The following is a 16986-nucleotide window of genomic DNA, read 5'->3' on the forward strand; positions in this document are numbered from 1 at the left end:
GTCAACCCTTCTCAGTTGCCCATGAAGGAGGCGAACCAGCCTTCATGCGCTGCCTTCAGTTCCGCCACCGGTATGGCACGGGCATTGCCGAGCTTCAAGGACGAGCCACCAGTGGCGCCGAGACGCACGATGGACACGCCGTCGGGGCGCGGCAGGCCGTCAAGCCCGCCCGCCCTGACGGTGACGAGATAGCGGCCCTGGTCCTCGCCGAAGAAGGCGGCAAGCGGCTCGCCGCCGTCCGGCTCGCCCACCGTCGCGCCGATACCGGAGGCCATCGCCATCTCGGCCAGCGCCACGGCAAGGCCGCCGTCGGAAAGGTCGTGGACCGCGGTGACGTGGCCGTCACGGATCAGCCCGCGCACGAAGTCGCCGGCCTTGCGCTCGTGGGCGAGGTCGACATGCGGCGCGGGGCCGTCGTGGCGGCCGTGCAGCTCGCGCAGATAGGCGGACTGGCCGAGATGCGTGCCCCAGCCGGGCGGCGCGCCGATGAGCACGATCTCCTCGCCCTCGGCCGCGAAGCCGATCTTCGCCATCTTCGCCCAGTCGTCGATCAGCCCGACGCCGGCGATGGTCGGCGTCGGCAGGATGCCCTGGCCGTTGGTCTCGTTGTAGAGCGAGACGTTGCCGGAGACGATCGGGAAGTCGAGCGCGCGGCAGGCCTCGCCGATGCCCTTTATCGCCATGACGAACTGGCCCATGATCTCGGGCCGCTCGGGGTTGCCGAAATTCAGATTGTCGGTGGCGGCGAGCGGCAGCGCGCCGGTGGCGGTGATGTTGCGCCAGCATTCGGCCACGGCCTGCTTGCCGCCTTCGAAGGGGTCGGCCTCGCAATAACGCGGGTTGACGTCCGACGAGAAGGCGAGCGCCTTCGACGCATGGCCCTCGACGCGCACGACGCCGGCGTCGCCGCCGGGGATCTGCAAGGAATTGCCCTGGATCAGCGTGTCGTACTGCTCCCACACCCAGCGGCGCGAGGAGAGGTTCGGCGAGCCGACGAGCTTCACCAGCGCGTCCGCGACGTCCATGGCCGGAACGGCGGCGAGCGGGGCAGGGGCCTTCGGCTCCAGCCACGGCCGGTCATACTCCGGGGCTTCGTCGCCCAGCTCCTTGATCGGCAGGTTCGCCACCTCGTCGCCCTGATGGAAGACGCGGAAGCGCAGGTCGTCCGTGGTCTCGCCGACGATGGCGAAGTCGAGGCCCCATTTGCGGAAGATGGCTTCGGCCTCCGCTTCCTTCTCGGGGCGCAGCACCATCAGCATGCGCTCCTGGCTTTCCGACAGCATCATCTCGTAGGCGCTCATGCGCTCCTCGCGCACCGGCACCTTGTCGAGGTCGAGGCGGATGCCGAGATCGCCCTTGGCGCCCATCTCGACGGCCGAGCAGGTCAGCCCCGCCGCGCCCATGTCCTGGATGGCGATCACCGCGCCCGACGCCATCAGCTCAAGGCAGGCTTCCAGCAGGCACTTTTCCGTGAACGGGTCGCCGACCTGCACGGTCGGGCGCTTCTCCTCGATCGAATCATCGAACTCGGCCGAGGCCATGGTCGCGCCGCCGACGCCATCGCGACCCGTCTTGGCGCCGAGATAGACGACCGGCAGGCCGACGCCCGACGCCTTCGAATAGAAGATCGCGTCCGCGTCGGCGAGGCCGGCGGCGAAGGCGTTGACGAGGATGTTGCCGTTGTAGCGGGCGTCGAACTGGACCTCGCCGCCGACGGTCGGCACGCCGAAGGAATTGCCGTAGCCGCCGACGCCGGAGACGACGCCCGAGACGAGGTGCTTCGTCTTGGCATGCTCAGGCTCGCCGAAGCGCAGCGCGTTCATCGCCGCGATCGGTCGTGCGCCCATGGTGAAGACGTCGCGCAGGATGCCGCCGACGCCGGTCGCCGCGCCCTGATAGGGCTCGATGAAGGAGGGGTGGTTGTGGCTCTCCATCTTGAAGATGACGGCCTGCCCGTCGCCGATGTCGACGACGCCGGCATTCTCGCCCGGCCCCTGGATGACGCGCGGCCCGCTGGTCGGCAGCGTGCGCAGCCACTTCTTCGACGATTTGTAGGAGCAGTGCTCGTTCCACATCGCCGAGAAGATGCCGAGCTCGGTGAAGGTCGGCTCGCGGCCGATCAGGTCGAGGATGCGCCGGTACTCGTCGGGCTTGAGGCCGTGCGAGGCGATCAGCTCTTCGGTGATGTCGATGTCGTTGCGTATCATGCGCGCGCAGCCAGCCCTGTGGGAAACGAGGTCTCGCGCGTTCCTTAGCGCACAAGGCCGGCGCAATGAACCGTTATTGTGTGCGGATGCGCAGTATCGACAGCTTCTCAGCCGAAGCTGTCGTAGCCGGCGCGGCCGCCGTCGAGCAGGTCGCGGATGACGGCGAGTCCGCGCGCGACCTCCTCGCGCCGGCGCGGCGCCGATATGCCGAGGCGGGCGCGGTGGAACACCTGTTCCGTGCGCCCGGCCTTGAACTCGTCCTCGTCGTCGATCAGCACGCCCTGCTCGAACGCCGCGTTCTTGAACGTGCCCGACAGCCATGGCTCGGGCAAAGCGAGCCACAGGAACGGGATGTTGGGCCGCGCCACGACATCGAAGCCGTCGAGGGCCTCGCGCGCCAGCGCGAGGCGGGCGTTGATCTCGCCGATCGTGCGCTTGCGGATCGCCGCGGCGGCGCCCGACAGCACGAGGCGCGCACCGAGCTCGGCCAGCATGAAGGGCATGCCGCCGGTGGTCATCTTGTGGGCGATGCGGACGCGGTCGGTGAAATGCGGTGGGCACAGCACCCAGCCGCCGCGCACGCCGGCGGCGACCGACTTCGACAATCCGCCGACGAGGAAGGTGCGGTCCGGGGCGAACGTGGTGAGCAGCGGCGTCGGGTCGTCGGTCAGCGCGCCGTAAAGGTCGTCCTCGACCAGCAGGACGTTGTGCCGGGCGGCGATCGCGGCGATCTGCCTGCGCCTCGCTTCGGGCATGATCGACAGGGTCGGGTTCTGCGCCGTCGGCATCAGGAACGCCATCTTCGGGTGGCGCTGGGCGCACAGGCGCTCGAAATCCTCCGGGATCACGCCCTCCTCGTCGGAGGCGACGAGCATGGTGCGCCGGCCGATCAGCCGCGTGCCGCGCGCGAGCTGCGAATAGGTGACGTGCTCGAAGGCGATGCCGTCGCCGGGCGCGGTGGCGGCCGAGATCGCCGCCATCACCCCGGCATGGACCCCCAGCGTCGGCACGATGCATTCGGGCGAAGGGCGGAAGCCGTTGCGCGCCAGCCACGACACGCCGGCGGCGGACCAGGTTTGCGGAAAGCGGCGTGTATAGCTGGCAAGCTCGGCCGGGTGCTCGCGCTCGATCGCGCCGAGCAAGGCGCGGATTTCGTCGCTCTGGCCGACATCCGGCGCCGCCGTACTGTCGAAGCGCAGCTTCTCGGCCGGGGCGTCGTAGAGGCGGGTGCCGTCGGTGAGGGGGGATTCGTCGCTTGCCGGCGTGGACGCCCTGCCGCCCTCGACGCTCCTGCCACGGACATAGGTGCCGCGGCCGACCTCGCCGCTGAGCAGGCCGCGCTCGCGCATCAGCGCATAGGCGCGCCCGACCGTGCCGACCGTCACGCCGAGGTCGTAGGCGAGGTCGCGCTGCGGCGGCAGCCTCGCCCCGGCCGCCAACAGCCCGGCCGAGATGTCCTGCTCGATCCTGTCGGCGAGCCGGACATAGATCGGCCCGTCGCCGGTTCCGATATCGGGAAGCCAATTTGTCATGGTGACAATTTTCTATATTGAAGGGGATTGAGAGTCAATTCATAGAGATTGTACCGCTTCAATCGTGAATTGAGACTCAAAAATGAGTACAATCGATACAATCAGGGAAAGAGCGCCGCACGCCGGGTTGCGCCGGCTCGGCGCGTTCGCGCTGTATCTGGTCGGGCGCTACGATCTTGCCGTGGAACGGTTCCGCAGCCGCCGGGCGCTGGAAGATCTGGACGAGCGGCTGCTGCGCGACATCGGCGTTTCCTTCGAGGAAGCCTCGCAGGAATATCAGCGGCCGTTCTGGGATTGAGGGGCGGCTTTCGCCGGTTTTGGAGCAGCGGGCGTTCTGACGAACGCTGCTTCCGCTGCTAGCCGTATTCATGCGACGCCGGACTATTCCGTCCGGCTGCAAAACGCTCTAGGCCGCGGACGAGCAGGCGGACGACCCCGCCGCCCAGCGGTTGATGTCGCCGGAAATCCGCCCGCCTTGCGGCCCGTCCATCAACGGCCCGAACGCGGTGACGCGGCCGGAGGCGCCTTCGGCCTGCACGACCAGCAGCGGGCGGCCGCCGTAATTGCCCTTCGGCACCAGCAGGAAGCGCGGCCGGCCGGAGAACGAATTCAGCTCGTTGGCGAAGCTGTAGGCGCGGAAGGCCGGATCGTTGGCGGCGAACCAGCAGCGGTGCGCGGCGATGGCCACCTGCTCCATATTGCGCAGCGCCGCGCTCTTGCCCGCGCCGGCCGGCGCGGGGCGGGAGGGGGCGGACTGGCAGGCGGAAAGGAATGCGAGCGCGACGATGAGGCTCGCGCCGGCCAGCGCCCTCATGCGGCGGCTCCCAGCAGCCCTTCGAACAGCGGCCGCCCGTCGGCGCCACCATGCGCGGCCTCGATCAGGTTTTCCGGGTGCGGCATCAGGCCGAGCACGTTGCCGGCCGAATTGACGACGCCGGCGATGTCGTTGATCGAGCCGTTGGGGTTGGTGCCTTCGGCATAGCGGAACACGACCTGTCCCTCGCCCTCGATGCGGGCCAGCGTTTCGGCGTCGGCGAAATAGTTGCCGTCGTGATGCGCGACGGGGCAGCGGATGATCTCGCCATTCGTATAGCCGCGCGTGAACGCGGTATCGGCATTGGCGACCTCGAGCTTCACCTCGCGGCAGACGAAGCGCAGCGAGGCGTTGCGCATCAGCGCGCCGGGCAGCAGGCCCGCCTCGAGCAGGATCTGGAAGCCGTTGCACACGCCCATCACCTTGACGCCCTTCGCCGCCTTGTCGGCGACCGCGCGCATCACCGGCATGCGCGCCGCGATCGCGCCGCAGCGCAGGTAGTCGCCGTAGGAGAAACCGCCGGGGATGACGATCAGGTCGACATCGGGGATGTCGGTGTCGGTCTGCCACACGGTCAGCGGCGGCTTGCCGCCGATCTTCGTCAGCGCCGCGATCATGTCGCGGTCGCGGTTCAAGCCGGGGAGGAGGACGACGGCGGATTTCATTCTGACCTGTAGGGGGTGTGGGGTTCGGCGAATTCGTGCAGTTCGAGCCGCTTCTCGATGCGCTCGAGGCGCTGGTCGTGGCGGCCGAGGATGCCGTAGATGTTGTGGACGTCCTGATTCATCGCGATGAGTTGCCCGCGGATGGAGATGAGTTCCTGCTTTATCTCGCGCTGCCCATCCTTGAGCAGCCGGACATCGGCATGCAGGCTCTTGAGAACCTCATACATCAGCTCGTTGGTGACTTCCGTCATCGCGCCCTCCGGCGTCAGCCCACGCTGATAGTATAGTTCTCGATCACCGTGTTCGCGAGCAGCTTTTCGCACATGGCGGTCAGGTCCTTCTCGGCCTTCGCCCTGTCGGCGGTGTCGAGCTCGAGGTCGAAGACCTTGCCTTGGCGGACCGCGCCGACGCCGGCGAAGCCGAGCGCGCCGAGCGCGCCCTCGATGGCCTTGCCCTGCGGATCGAGAACGCCGTTCTTCAGGGTGACGGTAACGCGGGCTTTCACCACTTCGGTCTCTCCGGCGGGATTAGTGGACGCTGCCCTTGTCGGGCTTGGAGGAGACGAGGACCGGGCCGGAGGGGCGCGGCGGCTCGTTCTCGTTCATGATGCCGAGGCGGCGGGCCACTTCCTGATAGGCCTCGACCAGCCCGCCCATGTCGCGGCGGAACCGGTCCTTGTCGAGCTTGTCGTTGGTGGCGATGTCCCACAGCCGGCACGAATCCGGCGAAATCTCGTCGGCGAGCACGATGCGCATCATGTCGCCCTCGTAGAGGCGGCCGAACTCGACCTTGAAGTCGACGAGCTGGATGCCGACGCCGAGGAAGAGGCCGGAGAGGAAATCGTTGATGCGGATGGCGAGCGCCATGATGTCGTCGATTTCCTGCGGGCTCGCCCAGCCGAAGGCGGTGATGTGCTCTTCCGACACCATCGGGTCGTCGAGCGCGTCGGCCTTGTAGTAGAACTCGATGATCGAGCGCGGCAGCACCGTGCCCTCATCGATGCCGAGGCGCTTGGCCAGCGAGCCGGCGGCGACGTTGCGCACCACCACCTCGAGCGGCACGATCTCGACTTCCTTGATCAGCTGCTCGCGCATGTTGAGCCGGCGGATGAAGTGCGTCGGCACGCCGATGCGGTTCAGGTGCGTGAAGATGTGCTCGGAAATGCGGTTGTTGAGCACGCCCTTGCCGTCGATCACATCGTGCTTCTTCTTGTTGAAGGCGGTGGCGTCGTCCTTGAAGAACTGGATCAGCGTTCCGGGCTCGGGCCCTTCGTAAAGAATCTTGGCCTTGCCTTCGTAGATGCGGCGGCGACGGTTCATGGCTATCTCTGGTCTTTGGGAGCGGCGGTGTCGCGAATGCTCCGGGTTGCGGCCGGGGCGCGGCCGGCGACAGGACTTTCTCACGCGGTCTCTAGCCTAATCCTGCCTCCGGCTCAATCGTCAATCGCCGGTGAGCCGACCAATTCAACGCAAATGCCGCGCATCGGCGCGGCGGCGCAACGCAAATGCGGCACATCGGCGCGGCGGTACGCATATTGACCGCGAAGCGACCTTTTGGTTTGTGGTCGCCACACCCATATGGGAACACGGATTCGCCACTCGAGCCGGAGGGATTTGGCATGGCCAGCATGGACGACCGCAAGGACGCCTTCGAGAAGAAGTTCGCCCACGACGAGGAACTGAAGTTCAAGGCCACTGTGCGCCGCAACAAGCTTCTCGGGCTCTGGGCCGCGGAAAAGCTCGGCAAGAGCGGCGACGAGGCCGAAGCCTACGCCAAGTCCGTCGTCGCCGCCGACTTCGAGGAAGCGGGCGACGAGGACGTGTTCCGCAAGGTTCGGGCTGATTTCGACGCCGCCGGCGTCGACCAGTCCGACCATCAGATCCGCCGCACCATGGACGAGTTGCTCGACCAGGCGATCGCGCAGGTCAAGAACGCGTGAGCCCGGCAAGGCTCGCCGCGCGGCTGGCCGCGGGCGACACCGTCTTCACGGCGTGGTCGTCGCTGCCGGACGCCCTGACGGTGGAAGTGCTGGCCGAGACCGTCATGGATGCCGTCACCCTCGACATGCAGCATGGCGGCCATCACGAGGACAGCGTGCTGCGCGGACTGGGGCCGGTCATCGCCGCCGGCAAGCCGGGTCTGGTGCGCGTTCCCGTCGGCCGGTTCGACATGGCGAGCCGCGCGCTCGATTTCGGCGCCGAGGCGGTCATCGCGCCGATGGTCAACACGCTGGACGATGCCCGGGCCTTCGCCACGGCCATGAAGTACCCGCCTGTCGGCCAGCGGTCGTGGGGGCCGAGCTTCGCCATGCCGCGCTTTCAGGCGCATGAGGCCCATGCGTGGATGAACGGGGAGAACGGGCGAACGCTCGCCTTCGCCATGATCGAGACGCGCGAGGCGCTGGCCATCGTCGACGACATCCTCGCCGTGCCGGGCATCGACGGCGTCTTCGTCGGTCCCGCCGACTTCTCCATCGCCTGGAGCGGCGGGGCGACGGTCGACCCCTCGCTGCCGCAGATGATGGACGCCATCGCCCATATCGCGGCGCGCGCGGCCGCGGCCGGCAAGCATGCGGCGATCTATGTCGTCGATCCGGCGCTTGTCGGGGGCTATGCCGCGATGGGCTTTCGCCTGATCGCGCTGGGCGGCGAGAGCCGCTACATGGCGCTGGGCGCGGCCTCGCTTCTCGATGCGGCGCGCGCGACGATGAAATAGCCGCTTCTGGCCCATCGACGCGCGGGCGGGTCCGTGGCACCTTGCCCTTAGCCGGCTATCCGGCGGTTATGGTCCTCCTCAGCGGGGTCCGCGCGGCGACGCGTTCGGACCCTTTCGATCGTCCGGGTGCTTCATGCCCATTCGTCCAGCCTCGCGCCGGGCCAGCCTTCGGCAGGCTTGCCGATGAGCACGGCCGTGTTCCTCGCGGTCATCGCGGCCGCGGCCATGCATGCGTCGTGGAACGCGCTGCTCAAGGTGCGCGGCGACCGATTCGTCTCCGTATCGCTGATGAGCGTCAGCATGGCGCTGGTCGTGCTGCCGCTCGCGCCCTTCGTGACCATGCCGGGGCGCGAGACATGGGGATGGATCGCCGCGTCGCTCGTCTTCCACACCGGCTATAAATATTACCTGACGCGCGCCTACGAGACCGGCGACCTGGCGCTCGCCTATCCGCTGGCGCGGGGCACGGCCCCGCTTCTGGCGACGGTCGGCGGCGTGCTGCTTCTGGCGGAGATTCCGGGTCCCGTGGCGATTTCGGGAATCCTTCTCCTGAGTTGCGGCGTTTTCCTGATGTCGTTTCGCGGCAGCCGCGCGCTCGGCGCCTATGACGGGCGCTCCGTCTTCTTCGCCCTCGTGACCTCCGTCTTCATCGCCGGCTACACGCTGACCGACGGCTCCGGCGCGCGCTCGGCCGCGGATGCGACCAGCTACGCGGTGTGGCTGTTCATGTGCGAGGGGCTGTGGTCGCTCGTTTTCTGCCTCGCGCTGCGCGGGCCGAAGGCGCTGCGCACGATGGCCGGCGAATGGAAGGTCGGGCTGGTCGGCGGCTTCCTGAGCGCCGTCGCCTACTGGATCGCGATGTGGGCGATGACCAAGGCGCCGATCGCCACGGTCGGGGCTCTGCGGGAAACATCGATCCTGTTCGCCATGGCGCTCTCGACCCTCGTGCTCGGCGAGCGGCTGACGCGCTGGCGGGTCGCGGCCGGGCTGCTGATCGTCGGCGGCATGGTGGCGCTTCGCTTCGGCTAGAGCATTTTGCAGTCAGACGGAATCGTCTGACGTCGCATAAATGCGGCTAAAGGAAAGAAGCTGGAGCAGCGGAAGTAGTGTTCGTCAGAACGCCCGCTGCTCCAGCGCATGGCGATCCTGCGGATTCGCGCCTTGTGCGCGGCCGTCGCTGCGGCTACCTCTCGGGCAGGCGAACGATGGGAGCGGGAATGAACAGGAACGAGGTAAAGCCGGTCGGCGAACTGACGCTGCGCACGCTGGCCATGCCGGCCGATGCCAATGCCGCCGGCGACATCTTCGGCGGCTGGGTGATGGCGCAGATGGACCTTGCCTGCGGCATCCGCGCCGCCGAGCGTGCCAAGGGCAGGGTGGTGACGGCGGCGGTCAAGGAAATGGCGTTCGCCAAGCCGATGAAGGTCGGCGACACGCTGTGCATCTATATCGACATCACCAAGGTCGGCCGCACTTCGATGACGCTGCGCGTCGAGGCGTGGGCGCAGCGCTACCTCTCCGACCTGATGGAGCGGGTCACGCATGCCGACTTCATCATGGTCGCGCTCGACGGGGTCGGCAAGCCGACGCCCATCCCGGCGGAGAGCTGAGCGGCCTTGAAGCGCGTCGCGCAACGGTGAAGCGGTCTATCCTTTTGTCTTTCGTAATTCCGGACAGAAAAGTGCTTCACACTTTTCCTGGAATTACTCTAGCGGCCGTTCCCGTCGAATCGCTCGCGCGCCGCGTTGATGCGGTCGATGTTCTCCCGCGCCCATAGCGCCAGCGCCTTGACCGGCACCAGCAGCTCGCGCCCGAGCGATGTGAGCTCGTAATCGACGCGGGGCGGCACCGTCGGATAGACGGTGCGCGTCACCAGCCCGTCGCGCTCCAGTCCGCGCAGCGTCGTGGTCAGCATCTTCTGCGAGATGTTGCCGATCAGCCGCCGCAATTCGTTGAATCGCATCGGGCCGTCGCTCAGGAATTCCACCACCAGCACCGTCCACTTGTCGCCGACGCGCGACAGGATGCGGCTCACACCCTCGCAGGTGGTTTCGTCATGGTGACTCAGTGTCAACGAAGTGCCTCCTTGTGCGCTGCGAAAGCAGTCTCCTATATAGCCCCAGTATCCAAAGGATACCACGAAAGTTTCCCGGCACATCCAGCCAAACGAAAAGGAATCGTCCATGTCCAAACCCAGGATCGGCATCATCGTCGGCTCCACCCGCCCCGGCCGCTTCGGCGACAAGCCGGCCGAATGGATCGCCGAGCGCGCCAGGGCCACCGGCGAGTTCGAGGTCGAGGTTCTCGACCTGCGCGACTACAAGCTGCCGTTCTTCGACGAGCAGGCCTCGCCGGCCTGGGCCCCCTCGCAGGCGCCCGGCGCCAAGGAGTGGCAGGAGAAGATCGCCAGCCTCGACGGCTACATCGCCACCGCGGCGGAGTACAATCGCGGCCCGACCGGCGTGTTGAAGAACGCGCTCGACTACGCCTACAACGAGTGGAACCGCAAGGCGATCGGCTTCGTCGGCTATGGCGGCGTCGGCGGCGCCCGCGCGGTCGAGCAGCTTCGCCTGATCTCGGTCGAGCTGCAGATGGCGCCCGTGCGCAGCGGCGTCCACATCGTCTGGGCCGACTACATGCAGGTGGCGTCCGGCGACAAGAAGCTGGGCGATTTCGACCACCTGAACCAGGCGGCCGACGACATGCTCGGCCAGATCGCGTGGTGGGCCAAGGCGCTGAAGACCGCACGCGAAGCCTGATCCCGGAAGAGGGCAGGGCGTGATCCTGCCCTTGCGAATCGGAAAAGCCCCCGGCCGCGAGACCGGGGGCTTTTTATCATCCGCTCAGGCGGCGTAGCGCTCGACCGAGATGCCGGCGGGGTCGACCTCGGGCTTGCGGCCGGAGACGACGTCGGCGAGGAAGCGGCCCGAGCCGCAGGCCATGGTCCAGCCCAGCGTGCCGTGGCCGGTGTTGAGGTAAAGCCCCTCGACGCGGGTCTTGCCGATGACCGGCGGGCCGTCCGGCGTCATCGGGCGCAGGCCGCACCAGAAGGTCGCCTCTTCCATGCGGCCGCCGCCGGGGAACAGATCCGTCACCGAATGGTCGAGCGGCGTGCGGCGCGAGGGCCGCAGCGACAGGTCGTAGCCGGCGAGCTCGGCCGTCCCGCCGACGCGGATGCGCGAGCCGAGCCGTGTGGTGGCGATCTTGTAGGTCTCGTCCATCACCGTCGAGACGGGCGCGGCTGCCTCGTCGGCGATCGGCACCGTGATCGAGTAGCCCTTGACCGGGTGGACCGGAATGCGGATGCCGAGCGGCTTGACGAGGAAGGGCGAGTAGCTGCCGAGCGCGACGACCACGGCGTCGGCCTCGATGACGCCCTTGTCGGTGCGCGCGCCGGTGGCGCGCCGGCCGTCGGTCAGGATTTCCTCGACGGTGACGCCGTAGCGGAACTCGACGGGGTTGTTGCCTTGCGCGGCCATTTCCGCCAGCCGGGTGGTGAAGATGTGGCAGTCGCCGGTCTCGTCGCCGGGCAGGCGCAGGCCGCCGACATATTTCTCCGACACGCGGGCGAGCGCCGGCTCGGCGATCGCGCAGCCGGCGCGGTCGAGCACCTCGAACGGCACGCCGAACTCTTTCAACACCTCGACGTCGCCGCCGATGTGGTCGAGCTGCTTTTGCGTGCGGAAGAGCTGGAGCGTTCCTCTCGCGCGCTCGTCATAGGCGATGCCGGTCTCGGCGCGCAGCTCGCGCAGGCAGTCGCGGCTGTATTCGGCGATGGGGACCATGCGCGCCTTGTTGACGGCATAGCGCGCCGAGGTGCAGTTGCGCAGCATCTTCAGCATCCAGCCCCACATGACCGGGTCGAGCTTGGGGCGGATGGCGAGGGGGCCGTGCTTCATCAGCAGCCATTTCACAGCCTTGAGCGGCACGCCCGGCCCGGCCCAGGGCGAGGAATAGCCGGGCGAGATCTCGCCGGCATTGGCATAGCTGGTCTCGAGCCCCGGACCCGGCTGCCGGTCGACGAGCGTGACCTCGTGCCCGGCCTTGGCGAGATAATAGGCGGAGGTGGTGCCGATGACGCCGCCTCCCAGTATGAGCACCTTCACTTTATCACTTCCTCTTCATCCCACCGGGCCGTGCGACTGAAGACCCGGAAATCAGAACCGATCGACTATCTGGTTTTGGATTTCCGGCCCCCGGTCGACGGCCTCGCGGCCGCGCCAGGGCTAGAGGCGCGTGATGAGGCTTCCCGCGTGGTTCAGGAACCGGACGCGAGCCTCCCTGCGATCAGGAACGAAGCGATAGTTGCGCTGCAAGAAAGTATCCCGGAGGTTTCTTGTCTATCTCCTCAGGATAGCGCAAAAATCCACGCGTGCAAGGCCATGTTCGCGGTGAAAGCGGTCTTGGTCCACTGCTTCACGACAGCCTGACCTCGACGCCGGGCAGGGAGGGCAACAGGGCCTCGATCCGTGCCGTTTCCATCAGGCAGAAGGCGGTGGCGAGGGCGTCGGCGGTCGCGGCCTCGGGCGCCAGCACGCTGACGCTCTCGTGGAGGCATTCGCCAAGGCCGCTGCGCGGGTCGAGGATGTGGCCGGGGCCTGTCGTGCCGCCGAAGCGGAAGCCGGACGCGCTCGACGTGGCGATGGCGCGGTCGACGAGATCGATCCGCTCGCCGCTGCCGGCGATGCCCACTTGCCATGGCGAGCCGTCGGGGCGGCGGCCGAGCGCGCGGATCTCGCCGACATCGGCGAGGGTGCTGGTGACGCCGCCGGCGCGCAGCAGCTCGACGATCCTGTCGGTGATGAACCCTTGGGCGATGCCGTTCAGCGTCAGCGCCATGCCGGGCCGGGAAAAGGCGATGCGGTCGCGGTTGAAGGCAACCTTGTCGAGACCGACGATCGCGAGCGCCCGTTCGATGATTTCAGGCGACGGGCCGGCGGGGTCGGCGCCCGGCGCGGCGAAATGGTCGGCATAGGCCAGCCACAGCGGCTGGATCGTCGGGTCGAACGCGCCGCCGCTCAGGGTCCAGACGGTGCGGCTCACCTCCAGAACCTCCACCAGCTCCGCCGGAGGGGCGGCAAGCGCGCCTTGCCGGTTGAGCGTCGAGAGCGTCGAATCCGGCCGGTAGAGGCTGAAGATGTGTTCCAGCCGGGCGATCTCGCCGGCGGCGCGGGCGATGAGGCGTTCTCCTTGCGCCCGGTCGGGATGGTGGACGATCAGCTCGGCAGCGGCGCCGAGCGCGCGCCCGCGCCAGCGGACGGCCTCGGCCGGCACGGCCGCGGCTCCGAAGGGCAGGAGGGCAAGGCCGGTCGCTGCTGCCGAGATGCCGATGAAGCGGCGGCGGGTCGGGGTTGCCTGCATGGCCTTGCCGCCTCAGTGGTTTCCGTGCGGGGGGATCGCGCCGACGGGCTCGGTGTCTTCGTCCTCGTCCGCATCAGGGCCGCCGAGCACGTAGTCGAGCGGGATGTCGTCGAAGCGCATCACCTCGCCGCCATTGGCGGCAGCGAAGGCGCGGGCGGCGTCCTCGGTCGAGAACGGCACGGTCTCGGCGGTGCCCATGCCGCCGCGCTGGCGGCTGCCGAGGACGAAGAAGGCGGTTTTGGCGTCGATCCAGTTGTCCGCGCCGGGCTGCTCCCAGCTTTCCGCCACGGCCATGTCGGAGACGTAGATCGCGGCGATGTTCTTCGGCTCGTCCGGCAGCATGGTGAAGGCGACCGCGTCGCGGGCCGAGGAGAACCAGATCGCCTCGGGGATGCGCGTCAGGATGATCTGGCCCTTCGGCCCGTCATGCTCCAGCACGTTCATGCCGCAATAGCGGCCGATGGCCTCGGCATCGAGCGTGAAGGGGTCGAGCATCGGCAGCTCCTCCTGCTGCGAGCAGCCGGCGATGAGCGCGAGCACGACGAAAAGCGGGGCGGCGAGGGGGAAACGCATCACAACTCCCTGCGTGAGAAGACGAAGATCGCGGCGGCGAGCGGAACCAGCGCCCAGGCGAGAAGCGCGGCGAGAAGGGCGGCCGGCACGAGCGTCGCGATGTCGGCGACGCCGCCCATGCCGGAGATGGCCCCGGCCGAGCCGCTGCCGAGATTGATCAGGCGATAGGCGTCGGTCGGGTTCATCAGCAGCAGGGCGTTCAGCATGCCGCCGGTGACGGTGCGGCCCTGGTCGACCACCAGCAGGCCGAGCAGCGCCATGTCGTAGACGAGGACGAAGACCAGCCAGATGCCGATCGCGACGCCGCCGGCCGTGCCGCGCTCGCCGACCAGCGCGCTGACGAGATAGCCGATGGCGACGAAGACCGCGCCGAGCAGAACCGACGAGCCGATCAGCGAGGCGAAGGCGGCCCAGCTCTCGCGGCCGATGTCGCCGCCGGTGAAGGCGAGCGCGAGCGCGGCACAGCCGTAGCCGACCAGCGTCGAGAAACCGAGGATGGCGAGATGGCCGATGAACTTGCCGACGATGACCTGCCAGCGCCGCACCGGATAAGAGAGCAGCAGCAGCATGGTGCCGCGCTCCATCTCGCCGACCACGGCGTCGTGCGAGATCAGCAGCGCGATCAGCGGCACGAGGAAGACGGAGAGGCTCGACAGGCTGACGATGACCACGTCGAGCGGGCTCGCGCCGACATTTCCCGTGGGCGCGCTGCCGAGGAAGGTGAGCGACAGCGCCAGCGTCGCCAGGAGCAGCGTCGTCGCCAGCACCCAGCGGTTGCGCAGGCCCTCGCGGATTTCCTTCTCGGCGATGACAAGGATCGTGCTCATCGGCCGGCCTCTTTCTCGATGTCCTGGAAGTGAGCGTAAAGCTCGTCGAGCGTCGGCGGCGTCACGTCGAGGTCGGCGATCTCGGCGCGCACGGCGGCGCGTAGCAGCTCGACCTTGTCCTCGGGCGCGGCGTCGATCTCCAGCATGTGGCCGTTGACCTCGCGCCAGTCGCGCCCGCCTTCGAGTCGGCGCTCCTTGCCCTCGGCGAGCCTGACCCGGATGCGGGTCGGCAGCCGGGCGATGCGGCGCAATTCGTCCAGCGTGCCGTCGGCGATCTTGAGGCCGCGGCCGACGATGATGACGTGATCGGCGCGCCCTTCCAGCTCGGAAAGCGCGTGGGAAGACAGAAGGATCGTCGAGCCGGAATCGCGCAGCTCGTCGAGGAAGCGGTAGAAGTCGCGGCGCGAGGCCGGGTCGAGTCCGGTCGTCGGCTCGTCGAGCAGGAGCACCTTCGGCTGGCCGAGCAGCGCCTGCGCCAGCCCGAGCCGCTGGCGCATGCCCTTGGAATAGGTGCGCACGCGCCGGTCGGCCGCCCCGGCCAGACCGACGCGTTCGAGCAGACCCCTGATCTGCCCGCGCCCCGCGCGTTTCAGGGCGGAATAGAACTTGAGCGTCTCCGTCCCCGTCAGGGCCGGGTTGAACGAGACGTTTTCCGGCAGGTAGCCGAGCCGGGTGCGAACCTCCGGCGCGCCGGTGGCGGGGTCCTCGCCCAGCACCCGCACCGTGCCGGCGCTCGGGCGAATCAGGCCGAGCATCATCTTGATCAGCGTCGTCTTGCCGGCGCCGTTGTGGCCGACGAGGGCGACGATCTCGCCCTCCTTGAGCGAGAACGAGACGTCCCTGACGGCGTGGATGGGGCCGAAGGATTTCGAGACGCCGGAGAGGTCTATGGTCGGGGTCATTGCAGCTGCGATCTCGATCGGGACTGGAGCGGGGGCGGGGCCATCAGCGGGTGGCTGTCGACGACGCCGCCCGGCAGGATGGCGGGAAACTGGCTCTGCGCCCAGCGGATGACCTGCACGGCCGGGCTGTTGACGAGGATCTTGGCCTGCGGCGCAGTCCACAGCACGCGGTCAACGAGATCGTTGGGGCGATAGGGGCTGTCGCCGATGCCGTCGCCGTTGAGGTCGAAGGCGGGGTTGTCGCTCCAGAAATTGCCACGCCCGTCGACCGACCAGTCGAGATGGCGCGTGCCGACATATTTCACCTGGTTGCGGTTGTTGACGAAGGTGTTGCCGCTCATGCGGTTGCCTTCGGAGCCGGCGGTGAAATGGATGCCGATGGCGCAGTTCTCGAACCAGTTGTCGTGGAAGGCGTTGCGGTTGGCGTTGTAGATGAAGACGCATTTTTCCGGGCCGAGCCGCATCCCCGATGCGTCCACCACCGCCGCTCCGTCGCCCATCGGCACGCCGTGGCTGTCGCCGCGCCGGCCGGCCATGGTCCAGCGCGCGACCGGCTGCATCCGGCCGACGACGATGTTGCCCGTGACGCGCGAGCCCTTGGACGTGTTCAGCAGCAATCCGTGGTCGCGGTCGCCGTTGGAGATATTGCGGGTGACTGTCAGCCGGTCGGAGAACATGATCGCGTAGCCGACGGAATTGCCGGTGGAGACGTTGCCGGAAATCTCGCTGTCGTTGGTGTACATGTAGTGGATGGCGAACCGCATGTTGCTGAAGCGGTTGCCGGAAAAGACGTTGTGCTTGCTGGCCATGGTCGCGATGCCGTCGCGGCCCTTGCTGATGTCGTTGCCGATCACCTTTGCGCCCGGCGCGTTCCACAGGTGTACGCCGTTGCCGGCTTCGGCCGAGCGGCCCTCGCTTATGCCTTCGATGCGGTTGTCCTTCACCAGCGCGTCGTCGGCGCCCTGAATGTAGATGCCGTAGAGATTGCCGATCACCTCGTTGTTCTCGGCGACGGCGCCCTTGGCCGTGCGGTCGAGGAAGATGCCGGAGTCGAGCGTGGGGATGTTCGTTCCCGATCCCCTGACCGTGACGCCGCGGACCACGGCGCCGGGAGCGGTCACTATGACGACGCTGCCCTTTCCGTTGCCGACGATTTCCGCGCCCGGCTCGCCCTCCACCGTCACCGTGGTCGAGATCGTGACCGGGCCGCGATGCTCGCCGGGCGCAAGGCGCAGCACGTCGCCCGGCCGGGCGAGATCGAGGAACATCTGTAAGGTCTTCGCCGCGCCGGCGGGAACGGAGACCGTCTTCGCCGCCGCGGGAAACGCCGCGAGGGCGGCCGCAAGGGCCGCCATCGCGATTGTCGTCATGGTGCTCGAACGAGCCATGT

General features: G+C 67.9%; 20 protein-coding genes. 6 read left to right on the forward strand and 14 right to left on the reverse strand.

Annotated features, from left to right (window positions below; translation table 11 throughout):
• Positions 1-11 precede the first annotated feature (11 nt).
• Both purL and M9945_RS15470 read right to left on the reverse strand, forming a co-directional pair.
• Complete coding sequence (purL, locus tag M9945_RS15465) at positions 12-2207, reverse strand: phosphoribosylformylglycinamidine synthase subunit PurL (RefSeq protein WP_367945317.1); 2196 nt, start codon at positions 2205-2207, stop codon at positions 12-14.
• A 107-nt stretch (positions 2208-2314) separates the two neighbouring features.
• Positions 2315-3739 carry a PLP-dependent aminotransferase family protein gene (locus M9945_RS15470; RefSeq protein ID WP_367945318.1) on the reverse strand — a complete coding sequence of 475 codons (1425 nt, stop codon included), beginning with the start codon at positions 3737-3739 and terminating at the stop codon, positions 2315-2317.
• 82 nt (positions 3740-3821) lie between these two features.
• On the opposite strand from M9945_RS15470, the gene M9945_RS15475 reads away from it, so the two are divergent.
• A complete protein-coding gene (locus M9945_RS15475; protein ID WP_367945319.1) occupies positions 3822-4037 on the forward strand; it encodes a DUF1127 domain-containing protein in 216 nt (71 codons plus the stop codon).
• A gap of 108 nt (positions 4038-4145) precedes the next feature.
• On the opposite strand, the gene M9945_RS15480 is transcribed toward M9945_RS15475, so the two are convergent.
• From M9945_RS15480 to purC, 5 genes are read right to left on the reverse strand one after another with little or no spacing between them, the layout of a single operon-like run.
• The gene (locus tag M9945_RS15480; protein WP_367931140.1) at positions 4146-4553 is read right to left on the reverse strand and encodes a hypothetical protein; all 408 of its coding nucleotides are present in this window, start codon (positions 4551-4553) and stop codon (positions 4146-4148) included.
• Positions 4550-5218: a phosphoribosylformylglycinamidine synthase subunit PurQ gene (gene purQ, locus M9945_RS15485; RefSeq protein ID WP_367931139.1), complete on the reverse strand. Its 669-nt coding sequence runs from the start codon at positions 5216-5218 to the stop codon at positions 4550-4552. Before purQ ends, M9945_RS15480 begins: the two co-directional genes overlap by 4 nt.
• The gene (locus M9945_RS15490; protein WP_367931138.1) at positions 5215-5469 is read right to left on the reverse strand and encodes a hypothetical protein; all 255 of its coding nucleotides are present in this window, start codon (positions 5467-5469) and stop codon (positions 5215-5217) included. Before M9945_RS15490 ends, purQ begins: the two co-directional genes overlap by 4 nt.
• Positions 5470-5483: 14 nt before the next feature.
• Complete coding sequence (gene purS / locus M9945_RS15495; protein WP_367931137.1) at positions 5484-5726, reverse strand: phosphoribosylformylglycinamidine synthase subunit PurS; 243 nt, start codon at positions 5724-5726, stop codon at positions 5484-5486.
• A gap of 19 nt (positions 5727-5745) precedes the next feature.
• A complete protein-coding gene (purC, locus tag M9945_RS15500) occupies positions 5746-6537 on the reverse strand; it encodes a phosphoribosylaminoimidazolesuccinocarboxamide synthase (protein ID WP_367931136.1) in 792 nt (263 codons plus the stop codon).
• Between the two features lie 299 nt (positions 6538-6836).
• Here purC and M9945_RS15505 point away from each other — a divergent pair, with 299 nt between their 5' ends.
• The 4 genes from M9945_RS15505 to M9945_RS15520 all read left to right on the forward strand — a co-directional run bounded on the left by M9945_RS15505 (position 6837) and on the right by M9945_RS15520 (position 9543).
• A complete protein-coding gene (locus tag M9945_RS15505) occupies positions 6837-7157 on the forward strand; it encodes a DUF1476 domain-containing protein (RefSeq protein WP_367931135.1) in 321 nt (106 codons plus the stop codon).
• On the forward strand, positions 7154-7933 hold the full coding sequence (locus tag M9945_RS15510; RefSeq protein ID WP_367931134.1) for an HpcH/HpaI aldolase/citrate lyase family protein: 780 nt from the start codon (positions 7154-7156) through the stop codon (positions 7931-7933). The genes M9945_RS15505 and M9945_RS15510 overlap by 4 nt, the downstream gene beginning before the upstream one ends.
• A 183-nt stretch (positions 7934-8116) precedes the next feature.
• Positions 8117-8962, forward strand: coding sequence for an EamA family transporter (locus M9945_RS15515; RefSeq protein WP_367931133.1), 846 nt, complete (start codon positions 8117-8119; stop codon positions 8960-8962).
• Between the two features lie 188 nt (positions 8963-9150).
• Positions 9151-9543, forward strand: a complete 393-nt coding sequence (locus M9945_RS15520; RefSeq protein WP_367945320.1) for an acyl-CoA thioesterase — start codon at positions 9151-9153, stop codon at positions 9541-9543.
• A 98-nt stretch (positions 9544-9641) separates the two neighbouring features.
• On the opposite strand, the gene M9945_RS15525 is transcribed toward M9945_RS15520, so the two are convergent.
• Positions 9642-10007, reverse strand: coding sequence for a winged helix-turn-helix transcriptional regulator (locus M9945_RS15525; RefSeq protein ID WP_367945321.1), 366 nt, complete (start codon positions 10005-10007; stop codon positions 9642-9644).
• Positions 10008-10116: 109 nt separating this feature from the next.
• Here M9945_RS15525 and M9945_RS15530 point away from each other — a divergent pair, with 109 nt between their 5' ends.
• Entirely contained in the window at positions 10117-10692 is a 576-nt protein-coding gene (locus M9945_RS15530; protein ID WP_367945322.1) for an NADPH-dependent FMN reductase, read from the forward strand.
• An 84-nt stretch (positions 10693-10776) separates the two neighbouring features.
• Here the strand turns inward: M9945_RS15530 and M9945_RS15535 are convergent, their stop codons facing one another.
• The 6 genes from M9945_RS15535 to M9945_RS15560 all read right to left on the reverse strand — a co-directional run bounded on the left by M9945_RS15535 (position 10777) and on the right by M9945_RS15560 (position 16984).
• Positions 10777-12039 (reverse strand): D-amino acid dehydrogenase, encoded by a 1263-nt coding sequence (locus M9945_RS15535; RefSeq protein WP_367945323.1) that lies wholly within the window; start codon positions 12037-12039, stop codon positions 10777-10779.
• Positions 12040-12349: 310 nt separating this feature from the next.
• The gene (locus tag M9945_RS15540; RefSeq protein ID WP_367945324.1) at positions 12350-13294 is read right to left on the reverse strand and encodes an FAD:protein FMN transferase; all 945 of its coding nucleotides are present in this window, start codon (positions 13292-13294) and stop codon (positions 12350-12352) included.
• 12 nt (positions 13295-13306) lie between these two features.
• Positions 13307-13867, reverse strand: coding sequence for a nitrous oxide reductase accessory protein NosL (locus M9945_RS15545; RefSeq protein ID WP_367945325.1), 561 nt, complete (start codon positions 13865-13867; stop codon positions 13307-13309).
• The gene (locus M9945_RS15550; RefSeq protein WP_367945326.1) at positions 13867-14694 is read right to left on the reverse strand and encodes an ABC transporter permease; all 828 of its coding nucleotides are present in this window, start codon (positions 14692-14694) and stop codon (positions 13867-13869) included. Before M9945_RS15550 ends, M9945_RS15545 begins: the two co-directional genes overlap by 1 nt.
• The gene (locus M9945_RS15555) at positions 14691-15596 is read right to left on the reverse strand and encodes an ABC transporter ATP-binding protein (protein ID WP_367945327.1); all 906 of its coding nucleotides are present in this window, start codon (positions 15594-15596) and stop codon (positions 14691-14693) included. The genes M9945_RS15550 and M9945_RS15555 overlap by 4 nt, the downstream gene beginning before the upstream one ends.
• Positions 15593-16984 carry a nitrous oxide reductase family maturation protein NosD gene (locus M9945_RS15560; RefSeq protein WP_367945328.1) on the reverse strand — a complete coding sequence of 464 codons (1392 nt, stop codon included), beginning with the start codon at positions 16982-16984 and terminating at the stop codon, positions 15593-15595. The genes M9945_RS15555 and M9945_RS15560 overlap by 4 nt, the downstream gene beginning before the upstream one ends.
• Positions 16985-16986 lie beyond the last annotated feature (2 nt).

This window comes from Aquamicrobium sp. (assembly GCF_023954335.1).
In the GTDB taxonomy this organism is placed as follows: domain Bacteria; phylum Pseudomonadota; class Alphaproteobacteria; order Rhizobiales; family Rhizobiaceae; genus Aerobium.